The organism is Bradyrhizobium sp. Leo78, from assembly GCF_059512425.1.
Genome location: NZ_JCAMOT010000005.1, coordinates 267,095 through 288,708 on the forward strand (window position 1 = coordinate 267,095; position 21,614 = coordinate 288,708).

The following is a 21,614-nucleotide window of genomic DNA, read 5'->3' on the forward strand; positions in this document are numbered from 1 at the left end:
GTCGATGTCAAGCACCCACGCTCACCGTCATCCCCATTCAGCCGCGGCCAATCATCATCATGAAGGCGGGCCGGTCTGGCTGTCGGCTGCGGCGGGGCTTTGCGCCTCGCTGGTTGGTCTTGGATTGGCGCGCTTCGCCTACACGCCGCTGATCCCGGCGCTGATCGCGGCAAAATGGTTCAGTCCGGCTGATGTCGTCTATCTCGGCGCTGCCAATCTTGCGGGCTATCTCGGCGGCGCCATTATCGCGCGCGAAGTCGGCGCTCGCATCGGGGCGGTGCGCTCGCTGCGCGCGATGATGGTGCTTGCCTCGCTCTGCTGCTTTGCGTGCTCGGTGCCGATCTCGTTCGCCTGGTTCTTCGTGTGGCGCTTTCTTGCCGGCTTGTCGGGAGGCGTGATCATGGTGCTCGCGGCATCGACGATCCTGCCGCACACGCCGCCGAACAAGAAGGGCGTGGTCGGCGGTGTGATCTTCGCCGGCGTGGGCCTCGGCGTCGCGGCGTCCGGCACGCTCGTGCCGCTGTTGCTGCGGCAAGGGCTGCAAGAGGCCTGGTATGGACTTGGAATCTTGTCCGTGCTGCTGACCCTGGCGAGCTGGAAGGCCTGGCCGGCCGAGGTCGGCGGCGCGAAAGCCGTAGCTCACCATCGCATAGCATCGCGGCCGCGATCACTGGCGATCCGCGCGCTGTATGCGGAGTATGGCCTCAACGCCCTGGCGCTGGTGCCGCACATGGTTTTCCTGGTCGACTTCGTGGCGCGCGGGCTGGGGCAGGGGATTCCGGCCGCTTCGCAATACTGGGTGCTCTACGGCATCGGCGCGATCGCCGGTCCGCTCGTGACCGGGCATCTCGCCGACCGTGCAGGCTTCGGCCCGGCGCTGCGCGTCGCCTTCCTGGTGCAGGCGGTTGCCATCGTGCTGCCTGCGGTCAGCGTGGCTCCGGCCGCGATGATCGTCTCGAGCGTGATCGCTGGCGCCTTCACCCCCGGCATCGTGCCGCTGACGCTCGGCCGCATCCATGAACTCGTTCCGCACAACAGCGCCGCGCAGGGCGCGGCCTGGGCGCAAGCAACCACGAGCTTTGCGCTGTTTCAGGCCGGCGGCGCCTATGGGCTCTCCTACTGCTTCGAGCAGACCGGCGGCAACTACGCGCTCCTGTTCATGATCGGCGCAGCCGCCATCACCACCGCTCTCGCCGTCGATCTCGTGGTCGGCCTATTGGGCGATCGCGCGCGCTCGTAGTTCGTCGCGCTATCCCCCGTAGCTCTGCACCAGGCTGCCGGCGACCAGCGACCAGCCGTCGACCAGCACGAAGAAGATCAGCTTGAACGGTAGGGACACCACGACCGGCGGCAGCATCATCATGCCCATCGACATCAGGACGGAGGCGACCACGAGGTCGATGATGAGGAAGGGCAGGAACAACAGGAAGCCGATCTCGAAGGCGCGCTTCAATTCGGAGATCATGAAGGCGGGGACGAGGATGCGCAGCGACATCTCTTCCGGGCTCGCGGGCGGCGGCTCGCCGGAGAGATCCATGAACAGCTTGAGGTCCTTCTCGCGCACATTCTTCTGCATGAAGCCGCGCAACGGGACGGAGGCGCGCTGCAGCGCGTCCTCGACGCCGATCTGGTTGGCGACCAGCGGGCGGATGCCGTCGTCATAGGATTTCTGCAGCACCGGGCCCATCACGAACGCGGTCAGGAACATCGCCAGCGCGATGATCACGGAGTTCGGCGGCGCGGTCGCGGTGCCGAGCGCGGTGCGGAGCAGCGACAGCACCACGACGATGCGCGTGAACGACGTCATCATGATCAGGATCGACGGCGCGATCGAGAGCACCGTGAGCAGCGCGATCAACTGGATCGCGCGCTCGGTGACGCCGCCATTGCCCTGGCCGAGATTGATGCTGATGTCCTGCGCAAGCGCAGGCGCCGCCAGCGAGCTGGCGGCGATCAGGACGGCGGTGAATAAAACTCTACGCGGAAACTTCGGCGGCCTCACGAAGGGTTCTTCGGGCGGCCGAGCAAGGAGGCCATCTCGTCTTCGAGATTCTCAAAGCCGCTCTTCTGCGGCGCAGGTGAGGGCGGAGGTTCGCTGCGTGCGGGGCGCGGTGCAGGTGCCGGCTCGGGCGCGACCGGCGGCGCGGCAGCTTCGCTCGGCGGACGGCGCAGCGCGGCCTCGAGCCGCTGCGCCATCTCGGCGAGATTGGCGTCGGCGCTGGATGTATCCGGCGGCGGCGGAGGAGGAGATGGCGGAGACGGAGGAGGCGGCGGTGGCGGTGCTGCGGCACGCTCGGGGGTGCGCAGCGGCGCGATCTTCGGCTCGGTCGTGCGGGGCGGGCGCGGGATCAGGGGCTCGGTGCGGGGCACGCGCGGCGGGATCGGCTCCGGCCGCGGTTCGGTGCGCTCGGGGCGGCTGCCGATCGGCTCCGGCGTGAAGCCGGTGAGCGGATCGCGTCGCTCTGTCAGCGGCGGGCCGGCCGGACGGCGAAGCTCTTCGGCAAAAGACGGGCGCGCGGGCCGCGGCGGCGGCTCAGGCATCGTCGGCTCCGGCGTATCGAAGATCTCGGTGCGGGCGCTTTCGGCCTCGGCCCACGCGGCATCCGGGAGCGGCGCAACCCGCGGTGGCGGCTCGGCGCTGGCGATGACCGGACGCGGCGGCGCCTGGTCGCGGGCCGACGCGCGGACGATATTGGGTTCGACGACGATGTCGGTGGGGCCGCCGATCATCAGGAGATGCTCGACATTGTCGCGGCGGACCAGCACGAGGCGGCGCCGCCCATCGACCGCGGCCGCATCGATCACGGCTAGCCGCGGCATCCGCCCGCGGTTGGTGTTGGCTCCGAGGCGGTTACCGGCAAAGCGGCGGACCAGCCATGCGGCCAGACCGATCAGCGCCAATACGGCGATGAACGCAAAGAGGAACCACAGGATCTGCATATTACTGTCCCCGGCCATCTGGCCCTGCTTTCATGCTGGCGTCGACGGATGCGGGCTGAAGCGATCCGATCAGCGAATCACGCCCGAGATCAGCCTTATTTCTTAATTCCCCACGGCAGTCACGCCGCCCATGTTTACTAATAGACCAAGAATCGATTGTTCCAAAACGACTTCTAAGCCCACCTGCGCGCGCTGGTTAACGCAGCCATCGTGGCGAAAATGTGCACTTCCGGATGATTCGGAGACCTGCCAACGCCTCCCGGAACAATTTAACCAGCCGTTAACCATACACCGGGCAAATTCTGCCTACCTCGGGGACGGCCCCAGAGGTTAACGGGGGCGCGGCGATGGCCATCAACGATCTACCGATCCTGTCGGCGCTGCGCACCAAGATGCAGTGGCATCAGGAGCGCCAGCGGGTGCTGGCCGAGAACGTCTCCAATTCGGATTCGCCGAACTTTCGGCCGCGCGACCTGGTCGAGCCGACCTTCGGCCGCAATGGCGCGCCGGTCGGCGGATCGATGGGCATGCTGCCGATGATGCGGACCGCCTCCGGCCATATCGCGGCCTCCGGCGCGCCGGAGAATTTCGACCATGACGGCGGCAAGAACGCCTTCATGACCAGGCCGGCCGGCAACGCCGTCAACCTGGAAGAGCAGATGCTGAAGGTCTCCGCCAACCAGATGGACTATGCGGCGGTGACCTCACTCTACAGCCGCAGCCTCGGATTGATCAAAACCGCCATCGGCAGGCGCTGACAGGTTTTTAGGGAGAAGGGATCATGGCCGACGATGGAAGCGATTTCGCCCGCTCGATGACGATTGCCACCTCCGGCCTGCGCGCGCAGGCCGGACGGATGCGGGTGATCTCGGAAAATATCGCCAACGCCGATTCGACGGCGCAGACCGCGGGCGGCGACCCCTACCGCCGCAAGGTGCCGACCTTCTCCTCCGCACTCGACCGGACGCTGGATGCCAAGGTGGTGACGCTCGGCAGAGTGCGGCCCGACCAGTCGGCGTTCCGCGTCAAATACGAGCCGAGCAATCCGGCGGCGGATGCAACCGGCAACGTGAAATATCCCAACGTCAATCCGCTGGTCGAAATGACCGACATGCGCGACGCCCAGCGCTCCTATGAGGCGAACCTCAACATCATCAGCGCGACGCGGCGGATGATCCAGCGCACGCTCGATATCCTCAAGTCCTAAGAAACAGGAAGCGATCCAACATGGCTACACCGACAGTTGCCGCCAATGCCTATGCCAGCCTCGCCCGCATGATGGAGCGGGGCGGCGCCGAGAAGGGCGGCGAGACCGCAGGCCCCTCGTTCGGCGCGCTGGTGAAGGAAGCCATCGGCAGCGTCATGGATGCCGGCCGCAAGTCCGACGCCCAGACCGTGGCGATGACCTCGGGCCGGGCCAATGTGATGGATGTGGTGACCGCGGTCGCCGAGACCGACGTCGCGGTCTCGACCCTGGTGTCGGTGCGGGACCGGGTGATCCAGTCGTATGAAGACATCATGAAGATGCCGATCTGAGGCTTCCGTCATTGCGAGCGGAGCGAAGCAATCCATGGTGCCGCTTGCTGAGGCATGGATTGCTTCGTCGCTGACGCTCCTCACAATGACGGCGGAGGGTTTGGCGGATTGAAAAAGGACGCTTGAAATGACCGGTGCTGAAACCCTCGACGTGGCGCGCGATGCGATCTGGACCATCGTGGTGGTGTCGTCGCCCCTGATGATCGTCGGCCTCGTGGTCGGCGTGATCGTGTCGCTGTTCCAGGCGCTGACGCAGATCCAGGAACAGACGCTGATCTACGTGCCGAAGATCCTCGCGATCTTCGTGACAATGCTATTGGCGCTGCCGTTCATGGCTGACGCGATGCACGCCCACATGCTGCGGATATCGTCGCGAATCATCGGCGGTTGATGCACTGTGACTGAATGCGCATCGACATATCCCTGCTGCCGGCGCTGGCCGCGACCTTCGTGCTGGTGTTTGCCCGCATGGGGGCGATGGTGATGCTGCTGCCGGGATTCGGCGAGAGCAATATCCCGGCGCGAATCAAGCTCGGGATCGCGCTGCTCTTGACGCTGATCATCCTGCCGCTGCACCGCGCCGACTATCATGTCGACATCACGTCGGTGACGTCGCTGATGGTGCTGATGGTGCACGAGATCGTCATCGGCATCGTGCTTGGGGCGACCGCGCGCGTGACGTTGTCGGCGCTTGCAGTCGCGGGCTCGGTGATCGCCCAACAGCTCGGGCTCGGCTTCGTCACTGCGATCGATCCGACGCAGGGCCAGCAGGGCCAGCTCATCGGCAACTTCCTCACGATCCTCGGCATGACGCTGTTGTTTGCGACCGACACTCATCATCTGGTGCTCGCGGCGCTGAACGAGAGCTATAAGATCTTCTCCCCGGGCGCGACGATGCCGACCGGCGACGTCGCGGCGCTGGCGACGCGCGCCTTCGCGGAAGCCTTCAAGATCGGCCTGCAACTTTCGGCGCCGTTTCTCGTATTCGGTCTCGTCTTCAATATCGGGCTTGGCGTGCTGGCGCGGCTGATGCCGCAGATGCAGGTCTATTTCGTCGGCGTGCCGCTCTCGATCCTCGCCGGGTTCCTGATCCTCGCCGTGGTGATCGCGGCGATGATGGGGACCTATCTCGAATACTTCATCGGCGTCATGCACCAACTGACGCCGCTGAAATAGGGAGCCGCCATTAAGGAAGCGCGATGGCCGAGGATAGCGACGACAAAACAGAAGACCCTACGCAAAAACGTCTCGATGACGCACATGCGAAGGGCGATGTCGCCAAGAGCCAGGAGGTCAACACCTGGTTCGTGATCGCTGGCGGCACCTTGGTGCTGTCGACCTTCTCGACCTCGACGGCAGCAGGCATCCTGACGCCGCTGCGCAACCTGATCGCCAATTCCTGGATGATCAGGACCGACGGCCCGGGGCTGATGTCGCTGATGCAGACGCTCGTGATCGCTGTCATCGCGGCAATCGGCGTGCCGCTGCTGATGCTGATGCTGGCGGCGATTGCCGGCAACATGATCCAGCACCGCCTGGTGTGGTCTACGGAGTCGCTGACGCCGAAATTCAGCAAGATCTCGCCCGGCGCCGGCTTCAAGCGCATTCTCGGCAAGCAGGCGGCGGCAAATTTCCTCAAGGGCATCTTCAAGATCGTCGCGCTTGGCGCGGTCATGACCGCGGTACTGTGGCCGGAGTGGCACCGGCTGGAATCGCTGCTTAGAATTGACGTCGCCTCGATCCTGCCCGCCACCACCAGCCTGACCTTGCACCTGCTGGGCGCCGTGGTGGCGATGCTCGCCGCGGTCGCGATCGCCGACTACTTCTTCCAGTACCGGCAATGGTACGAGCGGCAGAAGATGTCGGTGCAGGAGATGAAGGAGGAGTTCAAACAGTCGGAAGGCGATCCGCACATCAAGGGGCGCATCCGCCAGTTGCGGCAGCAGCGCATGAAGAAGCGGATGATGGCCGCGGTTCCCAAGGCGAGCGTGATCATCACCAACCCGACCCACTATTCGGTGGCGCTCGCCTACGACCGCGACATGCAGGCGCCGGTCTGCGTCGCCAAGGGCGTCGACATCATCGCCTTCAAGATCAGGGAAATCGCCAAGGATCACGACATCCCGATCGTCGAGAACGTGCCGCTGGCCCGCGCGCTCTATGCAACCGTCGATATCGACGAGGAAATTCCGGTCGAACACTATCACGCGGTCGCCGAAATCATCGGCTACGTCATGGGCCTGAAGCGTCGCGGGCTGTCGGGACAGCGAAGCTGACGCGGCATGGGACTCCGGGAATGGAACGAAAGCGGCCTGAGATGGGCTTAACCTGGGAAATCGCGGCCTGATGGACTTGCGCTCCAAGCTCCGATTGAGGCACTCAGGAGGACGGGCGAATCTGCGCGCCTTCACCGCCGACGGGCAGCTTCAGTCAATGACCGCCGAGACCGATCACAACCAGGCTGCCGAGCCGTTCGTGGCCCACGAACCGGCGCGGCGGAGCGGCAGCATCGTTCTGGTGCTGCTGGTGGCGGCCGGCCTCGTCGCGGTGGCGGTCGCGCTGATGACGATCGGCCGCGGCCAGGCACAGCCCTATATCCTTGGCGTGCTGGCGCTGCTCGCCATGGTCGGGCTGTTCAGCCTTTTCGCCTTTGCCGCCGGAATCGTCCGTTTCTCCGACCGTTCCACCGACGACCCCGTGATGGGCCGGATCGCCAACCACGCCTATGACGGGCTGGCGGTCACGGATTCGCACGGACAGGTGGTCTATTCCAACGCCGCCTATCTCGCGCTGACGGGAGCCTCGAGCCCGCAGGAGGTGCGGCCGGTCGAGCGCGTCTTCATCGGCAATCCGGATGTCTCCGAGGCCGTGTTCCGCCTGCTCAAGGCCGCGCGCGAAGGCAAGCGGCAGCAGGAGGAGGTCCGTATCGCCGGCCATGATGGCCTCCAGGGGCGGTGGCTCAGGATGCGGGTGCGCCCGCTCGGCCAGAGCAAGCGCGAACAGAAATATGCGGTGTGGTCGATCGCCGACATCACCCGCGACCGCGAGCGCCAGGAGGACGTGTTCAAGGAACTGCAGCACGCGATCGAATATCTCGATCACGCGCCTTGCGGCTTCTTCTCGGTCACGCCGTCCGGCGAGATCGCCTATGTCAACGCGACGCTCGCGAACTGGCTCGACTACGACCTCGCCGAGATCGGCTCGGGCGGCTTGAAGCTCACCGACATCGTGTCCGGCGACGGCGCGGCGCTGCTGACCTCGATCGTGCCGGCGCCGGGTGAGGTGAAGACCGAAGTCTTCGACATCGATCTCAGGATGCGCAGCGGCAAGCCGATGCCGGTGCGGCTCTATCACAAGCTCGCCTTCGGCGCCGACGGCGCGCGCGGGGCCTCGCGCACGCTCGTCATCAGCCGCGCCCGCGACGAGCATCACGATCCCGAACGCGCCGCCGAAGTGCGCTTCATGCGCTTCTTCGACCATACGCCGATGGCGATCGCGACCGTCGACCGCGGCGGCAATGTCGTGCGCGCCAATGCGCGTTATGCGAAGCTGGCGCAAGGCCTCAGTGCGGATGGCGCTGCCGCCAAGTCGATCTTCCGCGCGGTCAATCCGCGCGACCGCAGCCTGGTGATCGCGGCGATCAACCAGGCCGCCGAGGGCAGGGGCGACATCGCGCCGGTCGAGGTCATGCTCGACGGCGCCAAGGAACGCTGGGGCCACTTCTTCATCACTGCGGTGGAGGAGGACGAGCGCGATGCCGAGGCCGCGATCGTCTACATGCTCGAGACCACCGAGCGGCGTACGCTGGAAAACCAGATCAACCAGTCGCAGAAGATGGATATGGTCGGCCAATTGGCCGGCGGCATCGCGCACGATTTCAACAACGTGCTGTCAGCCATCATGATGGCGAACGATTTCCTGTTGAACGCGCACAAGCCGACCGATCCGTCGTTCCAGGACATCATGCAGATCAAGCAGAACGCGACCCGCGCGGCGACGCTGGTGCGGCAACTGCTCGCCTTCTCGCGCCGCCAGACGCTGCGGCCGCAGGTGCTGGATCTCGGCGACGCACTATCCGACTTGACCATGCTGCTGCGCCGGCTGATCGGCGAGAAGGTGAAGCTCGACCTCGTGCACGGGCGCGACCTCTGGCCGGTGAAGGTCGACGTCTCCCAGTTCGAGCAGGTGGTCGTCAACCTCGCCGTCAACGCGCGCGATGCGATGCCTGATGGCGGCAAGCTGATCATCAAGACCCAGAACGTGGCGGCGGAGGAAGCGGGCCAGCTCGCCTACAAGGGCCTGCCGGCGGCGGACTATGTGCGGATCGACATCACCGATACCGGCACCGGCATTCCGCTTGAGATCATCGACAAGATCTTCGAGCCGTTCTTCTCGACCAAGGAGGTCGGCAAAGGCACGGGGCTCGGCCTGTCGACGGTCTACGGCATCGTCAAGCAGACCGGCGGCTTCGTATATGTCGATTCCACGCCTGGCGAGGGCACCACGTTCCGCATCTTCCTGCCGCGCCACCGGCCCGAGCAGGAGGCCGCATCGGAGCCGCAGCCGACCAACGGCGCCAAGGAGGCTGCAGCCGAGCCGCCCAAGCCAAAACCCGACCTGACGGGGCAGGGTACGATCCTCTTGGTCGAAGACGAGGATGGTCTGCGTTCACTGAACGCCCGCGGCTTGCGTTCGCGCGGCTACAGCGTGATCGAGGCGTCCAACGGCGTCGAGGCGATGGAAGCCTTCGACGAGAAGAATGGCGAGATCGACCTCGTCGTCTCCGACGTGGTGATGCCCGAGATGGATGGCCCGACGCTCTTGAAGGAGATGCGCAGCCGCAATCCGGATCTGAAGATCATCTTCGTCTCCGGCTATGCCGAGGATGCGTTCGAGAAGAGCCTGCCGGAGAACCAGCAGTTCGCCTTCCTGCCAAAGCCCTTCACGCTGACGCAGCTCGTCGCTGCCGTGAAGGAGACGATGACGCTGTAATAACGTCATCGCCAGGGGAGGCGACGAAGCAACCTGCCCTCCGTGGTGGCAGTCTGCAGCGCCTCGCTCCGGTCGCAATGACAGGGTTAAGAAGCCGCTAAAACCCGTGAAAAGACGGGCTTTTGTCACATCCCCGCGACTGAGGGCCGCAGTGGTTGTTCCCGTTTACGGCTTCCCTTTTGGGCGGCCGTGCCCATCTTAGTGTCACTTTCCCCATTTCGGGGATTCAAGGAAACACAGATGAATTTCACGCAACACACGCGCGGAATTGTTCGGGCTATCGCGGTCGCGATCGCGCTGGCGCTGCCCCTCACGGCTATCAGCATCTCGGCGGCCGACGCCCGCGCCGGCGGCGGCTTCGGCTCCGGTTCCCGCGGCTCGCGGAGCTTTTCCGCGCCGCCCAGCACCAACACGGCGCCCGGCGCGACGCAACCGTTCAACCGCACCTATAGCCAGCCTGGCACCGGCATGAACTCGCCGGCCGCGAATTCGGGCGGCCTGTTCAACCGGGGCGGCATGGGCCGCGGCCTGCTCGGCGGCCTCGCCGCGGGCTTCCTCGGCGCCGGCCTGTTCGGCCTCTTGTTCGGTGGTGGCCTACTCTCCGGCCTCGGCGGCCTGACGTCGATCCTCGGCCTGTTGCTGCAGATCGGCCTGATCGTGCTGGTGGTGCGGCTCGCGATGTCGTGGTGGCAGCGCCGCCAGACACCGGCCGCCGCCTATGCCGGCGGACCGACACCTGCACCTGGCGTGGGCCCGCAGCCGAATTATCGCTCGGGCATGGGTTTCGGTCTCGGATCGGCCAACGCACCTCTGGAAATCGCGCCGGCCGACTATGAGGCCTTCGAGCGCCTGCTCGGCGAGGTCCAGGCTGCATGGTCAAATGAGGATGTCGGCAAGCTGCACTCGCTCGCGACGCCCGAAATGGTCTCCTACTTCTCCAAGGACCTGGAGGAGAACAAGGCTCGCAACGTCGTCAACAAGGTGACGAATGTGAAACTGCTGCAGGGCGATCTTGCCGAAGCCTGGCGCGAGGGCGAGTCCGATTACGCCACTGTGGCGATGCGGTTCTCGCTGGTCGACCAGACGCTCGACCGCACCACCAGCCGGCCGGTCGCCGGCAGCGAGCAGCCGCAGGAAGTGACGGAGGTCTGGACCTTCGTGCGCCGGCGCGGCAGCGACTGGGAACTCTCGGCGATCCAGCAGGCGAACTGATCGTCCGCTAGATAACGTAACATCGAGGCGCTGCGGTTCATTCCGCAGCGCCTTTTGCTTTGCGCGATTCATTTTCGCAGTCACACCGTCGGAATAATCAGTGCCCCTACGGGTTGATGTCGGAAGCCAAGAACAATCAGGAGGAGCAAATGAATATGCGTGCCATCATCGCGCCGACGTGTTTCGCACTTGCCGCTTTCGCGCTGCAACCGGCGCAGGCGCAGTCGGCCAATGCGAGCTTCTTCCTGACCAGCAACGGCATCGGCAATGGCGGCAATCTCGGTGGGCTTGCGGGCGCTGACAATCATTGCCAGACGCTGGCGCAGGCGGCGGGCTTCGGCGCGCCGAAAACCTGGCACGCCTATCTGTCGACACAGGCGGCCAACGGCCAGCCGGCCGTGAACGCGCGCGACCGCATCGGGAAAGGGCCGTGGCAGAATGTGAAGGGGGTGGTGGTCGCCAAGGATGTCGCCGACCTCCACAGCGCCGGCAACAATCTCACCAAGCAGACCGCGCTTTCCGAAAAAGGCGAGGTCATCAACGGCCGCGGCGACACGCCGAACCGTCACGACGTGCTGACCGGCTCGCAAGCGGACGGCACGGCGTTTGCCGCCGGCGAGGATCGCACCTGCAAGAACTGGACAAGCAGCACGCAGGGCACCGCCATCGTCGGTCATTCCGACCGCATCGGCCTGCGCGACGACGAGCCATCGAAGTCCTGGAACTCGTCGCATCCTTCGCGCGGCCCCGACGGTGGCTGCTCGCAGGCTGACCTGAAGAGCACCGGCGGCGACGGCTTGCTGTACTGCTTCGCCGTGAACTGAAGTCCATGCCGCCAATCCCGGCTGCCTGGAGCATGATCCGATTTCCATCCAATCGGATCATGCGCCAGCGCGTGATGTCTCTTGGCTGAATCAGTCTCGCCGCAAGTTCACCTCTCCCGTAGGGAGAGGTCGCGCCGAATGAGGGGGTACGGTCCCTCGATAGAGCAAATCCCCTCACCCGGCGTTACACGCCGACCTCTCCCTACGGGAGAGGTGAAGGGACGCAGCGCCATCGCGGACACGATTCGATCTCATCGCACCATGCTCCAGCGAGCGCTCAGGCGGCCTTCTTGGTGGTTTTTTTCTTGGCGACTTTCTTCTTTGCTACCTTCTTGGGAGCTGTTTTCTTCTTCGCCACATAGGCCGCGACCTTCTTCGACGAATGGCCTACGGCAGCGACCGCGGCCTTCAACTTGGCCGGTGTGACTTTGAACTTCTTGGACCAGTAGCGCACTTCATAGGGCTCGCTTACCGCAATCCGCGCACGGTCCGCGGCGAGGTGCTTCTGCTCCTTGAAGTAGGCTTCCACCTTCTTGGCGGAATGTCCGACTTTCTTGACGGCGGATTTCAGCTCGGCCGGCGTGACCTTGAACTTTTTTGACCAGTAGGCGACCTCATAAGCTTCGCCCAACGCGATCCGCGCGCGATCACCAGCGCCGCGCTTCTTCTTGCTATCCGCCATCAATATTCTCCTGTCCGATCGGGAATCGGATGTTCCAAGATCGGAACAGGTTAACATCGTCGCGCGTTTGCAAACAATTGCGATCACGGGGCAGCAGAGCGCCGGCCACAGGAGTGTGGTGTTGTCATGAGCTTGTCACTGGGGAGGCATCGTCCATGCGCTATCAGCTCTACTACTGGCCCGACATCCAGGGCCGCGGCGAATATGTGCGACTCGCGCTGGAGGATGCGGGTGCTGATTATGACGATGTGGCGCGTGGCGCAGGCGGCACAAGCGCGATGATGGCGATGATGGAAGCGGGCAAGGGCACACCGCCCTTCGCGCCGCCGTTCCTCAAAGCCGGCAAGCTCGTGATCGGGCAGACTGCGAATATCCTGTTCTTTCTCGGCGCGCGCCATGGCCTGGCGCCGAAGGCCGAAGCGGCACGGCTTTGGGTGCATCAAATGCAGCTCACGATTGCCGATCTCGTGCTGGAAGTTCACGACACCCATCACCCGCTCGGGCCGAGCCTTTATTACGAGGACCAGAAGGCGCCGGCGAAGAAGCGCACCGCGGAATTCTGGAAGGAGCGGGTGCCGAAATATCTTGGCTACTTCGAAGATATCGTGGAGGCAAATGGCGGTGCTTACGTCAGCGGCCGCCGCCTGACCTATGTCGATCTGTCGCTGTTCCAGATCGTCGAGGGCCTCCGTTATGCCTTCCCGAAGCACATGCAGGCGTTCGAAAAAAACGTTCCCCGCCTGATCGAATTGCGCGATCGCGTCGCCGAGCGGCCGAACATCAAGACCTATCTGGCGAGCGAGCGGCGGATTCCGTTCAACGAGCAGGGCATCTTCCGCCGGTACAAGGAACTGGATCTTTGAAGCGTCGCTCTATCCGCTCGTCATGGCCGGGCTTGACCCGGCCATCCACGGTTTCGGTTGCCAAGAACGTGGATGCCCGGGACAAGCCCGGGCATGACGGTGCATGAAACGACATCAACTGTTCTTGCCGTCGAACGGCGTCATCGCGAGCTTCGACAACTCGATGCCGTCGATGCAGCTCACGTTCAGCGCCACCACATCAGTGCCGTCGGGCTTCTTGCCGTAGGCAAACACCTCGGCGCCGCAGTCGATGCAGAATTGATGGCGGATGGCGTGCCGGTTGAAGAGATATTCCTTCAAGTTCTCCTCGCCGGCGCGGAGCTGAAAACTCCTCGGCGGCAGGAAGGCGAAATGCAGGCCCTTCTTGGTGCAGATCGAGCAGTTGCAATTGGTCACCATGGCAAGATCGGAGGTGCATTCGAAACGCACCTGTCCGCAATGGCACCCGCCGGTATAGGTTTTGCTGTCAGGCATCGTTCTTCCTCACCGCATCCCGGGGAAAGCATGATAACGCAACGGCTCGGTCCGGTCAGCAGGTCGCGGAAGCGCTATTCGTCCTTGCCGCGGGTGATCGCGATCGATGCCTCGGTCTTGGTGCGCGTGCAGTCCATGTTGAGGCGGCGGAAGCGCATGCTGACCTTGTCGCCGCGCAACAGGCCCATGCGCTTCAGGCAGCGCGTGGCGCCGGTCGTGGTGTCGTCCTTCGGCACGGTGAAGATGATCGCCGCCGCCGAGCTGACCAGTTGATAGAATTCCGGCTTCGGCTTCCGGTCGCCCTTGGCATAGAGCTCGATGGAGTAGCTCCTGCCGCGGCAGCCGAGCGACAATTCCCTGGTCGCGGGATGGGTCAGATAGACGACGTTGGCGGCCTTGAAGTTGACCTTGAGGCCGTCGATCTGGCTGGCGAGCTGCTTGGCGATGTCATCGCATTGGTCGGCGTGTGCCGGCAATGCGGCGAGGGCGGAGAAAAGCCCCAGCACGGCGGCGAGCGCTGCGCCTCGAAGACGCAATACGAGTGTTCTGGTCACGGATGCCCCCCTGCCGGCATGGAAAACCACACGGGTTCAATGCAGGGTCGAGCGGGTTGCGTCAATATGCGGGGGCCAGCCCTGCGCGAGACCGCAGGTGCCCCGGATCGCTGGCTAGCGTTCCCACGCCTTTCCTTTACGGCAAAAATGCTTAGAACGGCTCTAGATGCCGGGCCGAGGTTCCCGGCCCCAACCCGAGATCATGCCCATGAACGCTCCCACCGCTTTCCCCGACCAGTCCAAGCCTGTTCCGCCCTACAAGCACACGCCGCTGTTCCCGTTGGGGCAGGACACGACGCCGTACAAGAAGGTCACGGCGGAAGGCGTCCGGGTCGAGAAGGTGCTGGGACGGGACATGCTGGTGGTGTCGCGCGAGGCGCTGCGGGCGCTGTCGGAGGCCGCCTTCGGCGAGATCAACCATTACCTGCGGCCGGGGCACCTCAAGCAGCTTCGCAATATCCTCGACGACAAGGAAGCCAGCGACAACGACAAGTTCGTGGCGTTCGATTTCCTCAAGAACGCCAATATCGCCGCCGGCGGCGTGCTGCCGATGTGCCAGGACACCGGCACAGCGATCATCATGGGCAAGAAGGGGTGCAACGTCATCACCGAGGGCGATGACGAGGCGGCGCTGTCGGAAGGCGCGCGCGACGCCTACCTGCGCCGCAACCTGCGCTATTCGCAGGTGGCGCCGCTGTCGATGTATGAGGAGAAGAACACCGCCAACAACATGCCGGCGCAGTGCGAAATCTACGCCGAGGGCGATGATGCCTACAAGTTCATGTTCATGGCCAAGGGCGGCGGCAGCGCCAACAAGAGCTTCCTGTTCCAGGCGACGCCGTCTGTCTTGACCAAGGATCGGCTGCTGGCATTCCTGAAGGAGAAGATCCTCACGCTCGGCACCGCGGCGTGCCCGCCTTATCACCTCGCCATCGTGATCGGCGGCACCTCGGCCGAGCTCTGCATGAAGACGGTGAAGCTCGCGTCCGCCCGCTATCTCGACGCGCTGCCGACGCATGGCTCGCCCGACGGCAATGCGTTCCGCGATCTGGAGATGGAGCAGGAAATCCACAAGATGACGCAGTCTCTCGGCGTCGGCGCGCAGTTCGGCGGCAAGTATTTCTGCCACGACGTGCGCGTGATCCGGCTGCCGCGCCACGGCGCCTCATTGCCGATCGGGCTCGGCGTGTCCTGCTCGGCGGACCGCCAGGTGCTCGGCAAGATCACCAAGGATGGCGTCTACCTGGAGGAGCTCGAGCATAACCCCGCGCAGTATTTGCCGCAGGTCGAGCAGTCGCTTGGCGGCGAGGTCGTCAAGATCGATCTCAATCAGCCGATGAAGGATATCCTGGCTACGCTCTCAAAGCATCCGATCAAGACGCGCGTATCGATGACCGGCACCATGATCGTCGCACGTGACTCCGCGCACGCCAAATTGCGCGAGCGGCTGGAGAAGGGCGAGCCGCTGCCGGATTACTTCAAGAACCATCCGGTCTATTACGCCGGTCCGGCCAAGACGCCTGATGGCTACGCGTCCGGCGCGTTCGGTCCGACCACGGCCGGGCGCATGGACTCCTTCGTCGACCAGTTCCAGGCCGCCGGCGGCTCGATGGTGATGGTGGCGAAAGGCAACCGCGCGCCGGCGGTGCGCGAAGCCTGCAAGAAGCACGGAGGCTTCTATCTCGGCTCGATCGGTGGCGCCGCGGCGAACCTCGCCGAGCACTGCATCAAGAAGGTCGAGGTGGTCGAATATCCCGAGCTCGGCATGGAAGCGATCTGGCGCATCGAGGTCGTGGATTTTCCAGCCTTCATCATCATCGATGACAAGGGCAACGACTTCTTCAAGGAGTTGAACTTGGGTTGAGGAGGCGTAGCCTCACGATGTGTCATGGCCGGGCTTGACCCGGCCATCCATCGTTCAAAGGAGATGGATACGCGGGTCAAGCCCGCGTATGACGACTGAGTTTGCAGCAAATGCCGCGCCAATAATGGCGCCGCTTTACGCCCTTGTCCCCGTGAACGGGAAGCTGCCCATCGGGCCGATGCCCATTTCGCCGGCGATGCTGTCGCCCGTCACCTTTCCGGTGAATTCGAGCGTGAGCGGCATCGGGTTGGTGATGGACACCTTCCAGGCGACGTCGTCGCCGTTGGCGGTACCGTCGAAGATCTCAGCCGAGCTGCCTTCTGCGCCCTGCGTGCCCGTGAGCGTGCCGCCCGAGTTCTTCAACGACAGTGTCGCCTGACGATCGCCCATCGGCGTGCTCATGGTGAGATTCCAGTTTCCGTCCACCGCCATGCCTGTCTCCCCGAGGTTCAATGGTGAAGCTTGGTCGGCGGGTATAGCCTATCTGCGCGCGCAAGCCCAACGCTGTATTTCCGCCCTGCGATGATTAAGCGCGGGCGGCGGCGCGCAAGCGGCTCGTCACAATGATGCGGAAGAGGACGTATTGGATCGCGAAGGCGGCGATCTTCAAGCCGGCGGCGACCACCGTCACATAGGTCGCCCACAGCTTGATGTCGCCGGTCGCAGCCACCGCGATGGTGCCGGCGCCGATCGCAAACATCAGCACCGCCCAGGCATAGCCGGCGAGGGTGACATATTCCGGAATGGTCTGCACCACGATCGGCGGCATGTAGCGCAGCATCCAGCCGCGCTTGAGCATGATCGCGCCGATCGCGAAATGCGCAATCGCCGGCTTTGCCAGCACGAAGCGCGGATCATGGGTGAGCAGGGTGGCGCTGCCGAGCACGATCACCAGCGCCAGGCTCGCCCAGGTCATGGAGCCGAGCGTCTCGCCCTTGATGCGGGAATGCACCACCTGTGCGATCGCGCCGGCAATCGCGATCCCCGTCGCGAGCAGAACGTTATCGGTGGCGAAATAGACCGCCAGGAACACGATGGTCGAGAAGAAGTCGGAAGCGAGCTTTGCGAAGACGTCCTTCATCGCGATGTCCCCTGCAACACTCAGTTCGCGCTGGGCAGCGCGTTGACCGGATGGGTGCCGTGTTTCGTCATCCGGTAGTGCGGGTACCACTTGGTGAAGAAGACGGCACTGTTACGCGCGGCGAACGCAATCAGAAGCCCGCTCCACAGCGGCAGGCTCGGCATGTAGACGATGGCGATGTTGCCGACCATCATCAGCAGCGCCGCGATGGTCCAGGCCCAGGTGATGACGTAGTTGACGCGCAGGAAGCCGGGTTGCTGCACTGTGTTGGCGTCGACCACTTCGCGCGCATATTGCAACGTGAAGGGACGGCGGGCCAGGATCGAGCCGAGCGAAACCACGAAGATGCCAGTGTCGACGGCGAACCTCACCGACGCGGTGCCGAGGTGCTGATCGACGAAGGCGACATAGAGGCCGATTGCAGCGAAGGTGGTCACCGAGCCGACGCCGAGGATCTTGATCGAGAGGCCACGCATCACGTCGAATGCGATGACCGCGAGGCAGATCGCCGCGGCGGCAAACAGGCTGGCCGTCGCCGACGTCACCAGCAGCAGGGCTGCGAAAGCACCATAGGGGGCGAGGATGAGGAAAATCGTCATGGCCGCCTCTCTGTGCTAATCTTGACAATGTAAAGATAAACTAGAGGTGTCCTGAGAAGGAGTCAAACGAAATCTTTACAGTGTCAAAATAAAGGCGAGGTCGAATAAGTCGGAATGATTTCAGTCGTTTAGGGCAACATCATCCCGGGGCGCGCGTTAACGCGAACCCGGAATCTCGAGGCCACAACCTCCAAATTCCGGGTTCATCGCGTTGCGATGCCCCGGAATGACGGGAGAGCGGGCGCGCGGGCTCAATTCGCGCCGACCCAATTGCCGTGGAAGCCATCGGGTACGCGGTGGCCGAGATGGACCAGTGCGATCGGGCCGCCCTGGACGTCGCGCGCGTTGAACACGGCGAGGTCGCTGCGATTTTCCCGGGCGCGCCAGACCACTGCGAGTAGCCAGCCGTCGCCCTCGGGCGCATCGCTCCCGCGCTCGACGAACACCGGCTCCGAGATGGTGTCGCCGGCGGGCAGCAGATAGTGGTCGCGGCGCTTGCCCGTGCCATCGACGTGCACGATGCCGGAGAGCGCGCCGAACATCGGCAGTGCAGGATTGGCGCAGGCGTACCAGCCATGGGCGAAAGCATAGCCGGCATGGCGATCGTCGATGCGCGGGAATTCGCCGGTGAGGTCGTCGAGATAGGTTTGCGTGAAACGGTCGGTATTGCCGGCGAGATCGAAGGTCCAGCGGCAATAGCGCGCGCGGTTCTTCTTCGGGTCCGTCGGCGAGCCGTCCGGATGGTTGAACAGCGGCGCTTCCTCGAACTGCATGACGTCGGCGATGATGCGGCTGCCTTCCTCCCACGCATTCATGACATGAAAGACGTAGCAGCTCTCGGCGCGGAACCAGGTGATGTCTTGCGCGGAGCCGTTGCGTTTCATCACACCGACATAGGCGCCCTTGTCCGGCTCCCACGCATACGGCGCTTGCCCGCGCATCGCGCGCTCCATGCTGCCGGTGACCGGCAGGATCGGAAACAGCAGATGGTTCTCCGTGACGATGAAGTCGTGCACCATGCTGGCATAGGGCGATTCAAAACGCTCGAAGCGTGTGACCACACCGGACGAATTGACCGAGCCGAAGGAAAGGGCAGGGGTCAGAGGGCCCGCGGCGTTGTAGCCGAAGAATACGAGCTCACCGGTCTTCGGGTCGATCTTGGGATGCGCGGTGAAGGGGCCCTGGATGGCGCCGTTATAATCGCAATAACCTGTTCGCTTCAGTGTGCCGGGCTCGATCTCGGTCGGCAGATGGCCTTCCTCAAGCGCGAGCAAGCGGCCGGCGTGGAAGATGATGTTGGTGTTGGCGACGCCGCCGTCAGCGGTGGTCGCGGGCGGCGCATCCGACAGCTTGCGGCCGAAGCCGCCGAACAATGCGCGGCCGGCATCATGCTCGGCCTGCCATTTCGGCGTGCGGACCCAGCGATTGCGATAGCTGGCGCGGCCGTTCTCGAGGTGGAAGGCGTGCAGCATGCCGTCGCCGACGAACCAATGTGCGCCGGGGGACTCGAATTGCGGATTGGGCCCGTTCCGATAGAGCGTGCCGTTAAGCTCACGTGGCAGCTCGCCCGATATTTTCAGTAACGGCGCATCCGCTTCAAAAGGGATCGGCGCCAGGTTGGTCCGCGGTGTCTCAGCGATCGTCTGATCAAGCATCGTCACTCCCTCCATGTTATCTTTACGTTGTAAAGATACCGATACAGGTGGCGCTGCCGACCGTCAAGCAAAATCTTTACAGTGTCAAAATTGCGACATATAAGGATTCGTATGACGAGATTGTCGAGAGAAAACAAGGCGAAGGCGTCACCGCCGAGAACGCGGAAGACGACGAAACAAGCGGCCGCGAGGCCGGCGCGCCGGCAGCGCAGGTCGGGCGAGGCGCCCTATCATCATGGCGCGCTGCACGAGGCGCTGTTGACGGCGGCAGAGCGCGTGCTCGAGCGCGACGGGCTGGCGGGGCTGACCTTGCGCGCGGTGGCGCGCGAGGCCGGCGTTTCGCATGCCGCGCCGACGCATCATTTCGGCGATCTGGCTGGCCTGCTCAGCGAGCTCGCCGCCATCGGCTTCCGCCAGTTCAACGATGCGATGCGCGCCGCCGTCGCAGGCGGCGCCACCATCGCGGAGAAGGGGCTAGCGCGCGCAAAGGCCTATATCGCCTATGCGCAGGCGCATCCGGGCATGTACGGCCTGATGTTCCGCACCGAGCGGCTCGACATGTCCAGACCCTCGCTGCACGAGGCCGCAAGCGCCGCCTTCGGCGGCCTTGCCGGTGCGGTCGGCGAAAGCCGGCACGAGCATATCGAGGAGCAGAAGCTGTCGCTCGACCAGGCTGCTGCGATCGTGCGTGCCTGGTCGCTGGTGCACGGCTTCACCACGCTGCTGCTTGACGGCCGCCTGTCCGACGTCCTGAAGCGGCTGCCCGAGGGCACATCGGCCGAGACATTGCTGGATGCGATGCTGCACAGTTCGGCCTTCCGTCCACCGGCCAACTAAAAATGGTTGAGATTGGTTGGTTTACCCACCGCGCGGCAGTCTTTTGGTGCCGTCGACGTGTAGCTGCTGTTGAATGTTTGGGCGTTTGAGAATGGTCAAGACTGCCGGCCAGCAGGATGGCGACTAGGCATGCATTATGACAAGCTTCATCATGCAAGCCTTCATAGCGGAACCGCGATGAGATGGTGATCTCATCTCCTTGTTTGAGCGTGATCTTTTCGGAGAGCCGCTTCCCACTTGACCGGATCATGCTTTATTCAGACGCGTTCATTGTGGGCAAGCTTCAACGGCGAGCGCGAAACACCTGACAGCGGCGCTGAATTGTCCTAGAAGAGCGGCTCCGCACAGCCGTCGCTCGTGCGAAGCGTTCGTTCATTCAACATTACCATGCCCTCGATATCGCCCAATAAACCCTATCGCGTCGGCCGTTCCCGCACCGGACTCGGCCTTTTCGCCACCAAGCCGATCAAGAAGGGTAGCAGGATCATCCGCTATTTCGGGCCGCTCCTGGATTCCAAGAAGAAGGAAGAGGACGAGATCGAGAACAAATATCTGTTCGAGCTCACCAACCGGTGGACCATCGACGGCTCGATCCGCGAAAACGTCGCCCGCTATATCAATCATTCCTGCAAGCCGAATTCGGAATCCGACGTCAAGCCGCGCAAGCGCAAGATCTATATCCGCGCCATCAAGAACATCGAGCCCGGCGAGGAGATCAACTACGACTACGGCACCGATTATTTCAAAGCCTATCTGAAGCCGATCGGCTGCAAGTGCGATTCCTGCGAGAAGAAACGCAAGAAGAAGCGCGCCGAGGCGCGGGCGGAGCGGCTCAGGCTAAAGGAGAAAGCCGAGCGCAAGGCGAAGCGGAAGGCCGAGAAGGTCGCCAAGGAAAAGGCCAAAGCTCAAGACAAAGCCAAAGAAAAGGCGAAAAAGAAGAACGGCAAGGCCAACGGCAAGTATCTGAACGGCTCGGGCCGCCCCAAGCCTGCCGGCAAGAAGGTGGTCGCCGGAAAGCGCAAGAGCTCAGCGACGGCGCTACACGCCTAGATTGGCTTGACCGCCTTTGGCCGCGCCGGATAGGCGCATTCGGCGAGCGTCGTTGCATCGAGCTCGCGCAAGAAGGCTTCGCGCGCCGCGGCCAGTCTTCCCTTCAGGCGGCAGCGCGGCGTCAGCACGCAGGCGCCGCCATCCTCACGAAAACATTCGACCAGCGCCTGGTCGTTCTCCAGCGCGCGCACGACCTCGCCGAGCGTGATCGCCTGCGGCGGCCGCGCCAGCGCAAAACCGCCGCCAACCCCGCGCTGGGTGGTGATGAAGCCGCTATCCGCAAGGTTCCGCACGATCTTGGCCAAGTGATTGCGCGAAATGCCGAATTCGGCCGCGATCTCGGTGGTCGCAAACGAGCGCGTCGGCTCGCCTGCAAGCCGCATCAGGGCGCGCAGGGCGAAATCGGTGAACAGAGTGAGGCGCATGGGAGCCCCGCAAAAATCCGGTTTTG

The 21,614-nt window shown here is 63.8% G+C and carries 24 protein-coding genes; 14 read left to right on the plus strand and 10 right to left on the minus strand.

Annotated elements, in window-relative coordinates; genetic code table 11:
* The first annotated feature begins 4 nt into the window (after positions 1-4).
* Entirely contained in the window at positions 5-1,240 is a 1,236-nt protein-coding gene (locus tag AC5ZG1_RS09240; protein WP_496132695.1) for a YbfB/YjiJ family MFS transporter, read from the plus strand.
* 9 nt (positions 1,241-1,249) lie between these two features.
* Here AC5ZG1_RS09240 and fliP read toward each other — a convergent pair whose 3' ends face one another.
* Positions 1,250-2,002: a flagellar type III secretion system pore protein FliP gene (gene fliP, locus AC5ZG1_RS09245; RefSeq protein WP_028163550.1), complete on the minus strand. Its 753-nt coding sequence runs from the start codon at positions 2,000-2,002 to the stop codon at positions 1,250-1,252.
* Entirely contained in the window at positions 1,999-2,958 is a 960-nt protein-coding gene (locus AC5ZG1_RS09250) for a flagellar biosynthetic protein FliO (RefSeq protein ID WP_496132661.1), read from the minus strand. Before AC5ZG1_RS09250 ends, fliP begins: the two co-directional genes overlap by 4 nt.
* Positions 2,959-3,287: 329 nt before the next feature.
* Between AC5ZG1_RS09250 and flgB the strand changes: the two genes are divergently transcribed.
* The 9 genes from flgB to AC5ZG1_RS09295 all read left to right on the plus strand — a co-directional run bounded on the left by flgB (position 3,288) and on the right by AC5ZG1_RS09295 (position 11,504).
* Entirely contained in the window at positions 3,288-3,698 is a 411-nt protein-coding gene (gene flgB, locus AC5ZG1_RS09255; RefSeq protein WP_456643351.1) for a flagellar basal body rod protein FlgB, read from the plus strand.
* A gap of 23 nt (positions 3,699-3,721) precedes the next feature.
* Complete coding sequence (gene flgC, locus AC5ZG1_RS09260) at positions 3,722-4,147, plus strand: flagellar basal body rod protein FlgC (protein WP_028163547.1); 426 nt, start codon at positions 3,722-3,724, stop codon at positions 4,145-4,147.
* A 20-nt stretch (positions 4,148-4,167) separates the two neighbouring features.
* Positions 4,168-4,476, plus strand: a complete 309-nt coding sequence (fliE, locus tag AC5ZG1_RS09265) for a flagellar hook-basal body complex protein FliE (protein WP_028163546.1) — start codon at positions 4,168-4,170, stop codon at positions 4,474-4,476.
* Positions 4,477-4,603: 127 nt separating this feature from the next.
* Positions 4,604-4,867, plus strand: a complete 264-nt coding sequence (gene fliQ, locus AC5ZG1_RS09270) for a flagellar biosynthesis protein FliQ (protein WP_028163545.1) — start codon at positions 4,604-4,606, stop codon at positions 4,865-4,867.
* A gap of 14 nt (positions 4,868-4,881) precedes the next feature.
* Entirely contained in the window at positions 4,882-5,652 is a 771-nt protein-coding gene (gene fliR / locus AC5ZG1_RS09275) for a flagellar biosynthetic protein FliR (RefSeq protein WP_456643350.1), read from the plus strand.
* A 23-nt stretch (positions 5,653-5,675) separates the two neighbouring features.
* Positions 5,676-6,752 carry a flagellar biosynthesis protein FlhB gene (flhB, locus tag AC5ZG1_RS09280; RefSeq protein ID WP_496132662.1) on the plus strand — a complete coding sequence of 359 codons (1,077 nt, stop codon included), beginning with the start codon at positions 5,676-5,678 and terminating at the stop codon, positions 6,750-6,752.
* A 157-nt stretch (positions 6,753-6,909) separates the two neighbouring features.
* Positions 6,910-9,468 (plus strand): cell cycle histidine kinase CckA, encoded by a 2,559-nt coding sequence (gene cckA / locus AC5ZG1_RS09285; RefSeq protein ID WP_496132663.1) that lies wholly within the window; start codon positions 6,910-6,912, stop codon positions 9,466-9,468.
* A 240-nt stretch (positions 9,469-9,708) separates the two neighbouring features.
* On the plus strand, positions 9,709-10,680 hold the full coding sequence (locus AC5ZG1_RS09290; protein ID WP_028163541.1) for a Tim44 domain-containing protein: 972 nt from the start codon (positions 9,709-9,711) through the stop codon (positions 10,678-10,680).
* A gap of 155 nt (positions 10,681-10,835) precedes the next feature.
* Positions 10,836-11,504, plus strand: coding sequence for a lectin (locus tag AC5ZG1_RS09295; protein WP_496132696.1), 669 nt, complete (start codon positions 10,836-10,838; stop codon positions 11,502-11,504).
* A gap of 277 nt (positions 11,505-11,781) precedes the next feature.
* On the opposite strand, the gene AC5ZG1_RS09300 is transcribed toward AC5ZG1_RS09295, so the two are convergent.
* Positions 11,782-12,186, minus strand: a complete 405-nt coding sequence (locus tag AC5ZG1_RS09300) for a DUF3606 domain-containing protein (protein WP_496132664.1) — start codon at positions 12,184-12,186, stop codon at positions 11,782-11,784.
* 155 nt (positions 12,187-12,341) lie between these two features.
* Here AC5ZG1_RS09300 and AC5ZG1_RS09305 point away from each other — a divergent pair, with 155 nt between their 5' ends.
* Complete coding sequence (locus tag AC5ZG1_RS09305) at positions 12,342-13,049, plus strand: glutathione S-transferase (RefSeq protein WP_496132665.1); 708 nt, start codon at positions 12,342-12,344, stop codon at positions 13,047-13,049.
* A 114-nt stretch (positions 13,050-13,163) separates the two neighbouring features.
* On the opposite strand, the gene AC5ZG1_RS09310 is transcribed toward AC5ZG1_RS09305, so the two are convergent.
* Together AC5ZG1_RS09310 and AC5ZG1_RS09315 are read right to left on the minus strand one after the other, a co-directional pair.
* On the minus strand, positions 13,164-13,523 hold the full coding sequence (locus AC5ZG1_RS09310) for a GFA family protein (RefSeq protein WP_028163537.1): 360 nt from the start codon (positions 13,521-13,523) through the stop codon (positions 13,164-13,166).
* Positions 13,524-13,597: 74 nt separating this feature from the next.
* Positions 13,598-14,077 (minus strand): hypothetical protein, encoded by a 480-nt coding sequence (locus AC5ZG1_RS09315; RefSeq protein ID WP_165435625.1) that lies wholly within the window; start codon positions 14,075-14,077, stop codon positions 13,598-13,600.
* Positions 14,078-14,285: 208 nt separating this feature from the next.
* On the opposite strand from AC5ZG1_RS09315, the gene AC5ZG1_RS09320 reads away from it, so the two are divergent.
* Positions 14,286-15,941: a fumarate hydratase gene (locus AC5ZG1_RS09320; RefSeq protein ID WP_496132666.1), complete on the plus strand. Its 1,656-nt coding sequence runs from the start codon at positions 14,286-14,288 to the stop codon at positions 15,939-15,941.
* 135 nt (positions 15,942-16,076) lie between these two features.
* On the opposite strand, the gene AC5ZG1_RS09325 is transcribed toward AC5ZG1_RS09320, so the two are convergent.
* From AC5ZG1_RS09325 to AC5ZG1_RS09340, 4 genes are all read right to left on the minus strand, one after another.
* Positions 16,077-16,373: a hypothetical protein gene (locus tag AC5ZG1_RS09325; protein ID WP_028163534.1), complete on the minus strand. Its 297-nt coding sequence runs from the start codon at positions 16,371-16,373 to the stop codon at positions 16,077-16,079.
* Positions 16,374-16,467: 94 nt separating this feature from the next.
* Positions 16,468-17,022, minus strand: coding sequence for an inner membrane-spanning protein YciB (locus tag AC5ZG1_RS09330; RefSeq protein WP_496132667.1), 555 nt, complete (start codon positions 17,020-17,022; stop codon positions 16,468-16,470).
* Positions 17,023-17,042: 20 nt separating this feature from the next.
* On the minus strand, positions 17,043-17,621 hold the full coding sequence (locus AC5ZG1_RS09335) for a hypothetical protein (RefSeq protein ID WP_496132668.1): 579 nt from the start codon (positions 17,619-17,621) through the stop codon (positions 17,043-17,045).
* A 251-nt stretch (positions 17,622-17,872) separates the two neighbouring features.
* Positions 17,873-19,276, minus strand: coding sequence for a carotenoid oxygenase family protein (locus AC5ZG1_RS09340; protein ID WP_496132669.1), 1,404 nt, complete (start codon positions 19,274-19,276; stop codon positions 17,873-17,875).
* Positions 19,277-19,387: 111 nt separating this feature from the next.
* Here AC5ZG1_RS09340 and AC5ZG1_RS09345 point away from each other — a divergent pair, with 111 nt between their 5' ends.
* Entirely contained in the window at positions 19,388-20,113 is a 726-nt protein-coding gene (locus AC5ZG1_RS09345) for a TetR/AcrR family transcriptional regulator (protein ID WP_456643340.1), read from the plus strand.
* Between the two features lie 387 nt (positions 20,114-20,500).
* A complete protein-coding gene (locus AC5ZG1_RS09350) occupies positions 20,501-21,163 on the plus strand; it encodes an SET domain-containing protein (RefSeq protein ID WP_028163528.1) in 663 nt (220 codons plus the stop codon).
* Here the strand turns inward: AC5ZG1_RS09350 and AC5ZG1_RS09355 are convergent.
* A complete protein-coding gene (locus tag AC5ZG1_RS09355) occupies positions 21,160-21,588 on the minus strand; it encodes an RrF2 family transcriptional regulator (RefSeq protein ID WP_496132670.1) in 429 nt (142 codons plus the stop codon). The two genes, AC5ZG1_RS09350 and AC5ZG1_RS09355, sit on opposite strands and share 4 nt — an antisense overlap.
* Between the last annotated feature and the right edge of the window lie 26 nt (positions 21,589-21,614).